Annotated in this window: 1 protein-coding gene and 1 pseudogene; both read left to right on the top strand. The window is 48.8% G+C overall.

All coding sequences use genetic code 11. From position 1 onward, the window contains the following. A pseudogene (locus R7Q48_RS24440) lies at positions 1–227 on the top strand (IMP dehydrogenase); the annotation flags it as partial. After that, the coding region (locus R7Q48_RS24435; protein ID WP_318132685.1) for a VWA domain-containing protein at positions 220–1,202 on the top strand (983 nt) is incomplete at its 3' end. The pseudogene R7Q48_RS24440 and the gene R7Q48_RS24435, both read left to right, overlap by 8 nt.

The following is a 1,202-nucleotide window of genomic DNA, read 5'->3' as shown; positions in this document are numbered from 1 at the left end:
TTGATGAACAAACGCTCACGAAGATTGCAGAAATGACTGGCGGGCAGTACTTCCGTGCGCGAGATGCCGAACAACTTGAAAAGATCTACTACACAATCAACAAACTGGAACCTGTATCAAGCGACCCCCAAACTTGGCGGCCTCAGTCCGAATGGTTCCCATATCCATTGAGTGCAGCTTTAGTGCTTTCTATGTTGTTGTTCCTGCTAAGGAGAAAACATGGCTGAGTTTACTTTCCTTAACCCATATTGGTTACTGGGACTGATAGCAATCCCCTTCGTACTCCTGATTAATCAAAAATTTAGAGCGAAAAAATCCGCGCTGATTGCCCCGCACCTCGCCAAAATGCTTGGGCAGACCACCCAGTCCAAACCCTATTTTACGATTTGGGGCTTGGCTTGGGCGATTGCCTGCGTAGCGCTCGCTGGGCCGAGCTGGCAATCAAATACACGTCCAAGCTTCGAGCTAAGCCAAAATCGTATGCTAGTGCTAGATATGTCTCGCTCGATGTACGCCAGCGACATCAAACCCAATCGCCTTACTCAAACACGTTACAAAGCGTTGGACTTGTTGCCGAAGTGGAAAGAGGGGGCGACTGGATTGATCGCCTATGCAGGCGATGCTTACAGCTTGAGTCCGCTAACGACGGATGCTAGTACACTAGCAGGTATCATCGAGAACTTGTCGCCAGAGCTGATGCCATTCCAAGGCTCGAACCTCCCTGCTGCGATCGAATTGGCGTTAAGTCAATTTTCACAAGCAGGTGCAAACCAAGGAGACATTGTGGTTCTTGCCGATGATCTTGATGATTCAGAATTGGCACGCTCTCTGAATTTAGTTAAAGGTAAAAACATACGAGTCTCGGTTCTTGCAATCGGCACGGCAAACGGCGCACCGATTGCCCTACCCGACGGCTCGCTTCTTAAGACCACGCAAGGCTCGACCGTTGTTGCCAAAACACACCTGAAAAACCTACAAACGCTAGCCAACAAGACGGGCGGTATGTTTGTTCCTATTCAGCACAACAACCGAGACGTGGATAGCATCGCAGCGTACACGAATAATACTGGGAACAACTTGGCAGCAAAACAGAATCAAGAGGTCAAAACCGATTCTCGTTTGAATGGCGGATTTTGGCTATTGCCTCTACTGCTACTGCCTACCGTTTTCCTGTTCCGCCGTGGTGTAATTTGGGTATTTTT

It is taken from the genome of Vibrio sp. 378, from assembly GCF_033339435.1.
This window is presented reverse-complemented; position numbering and strand designations above follow the sequence as displayed.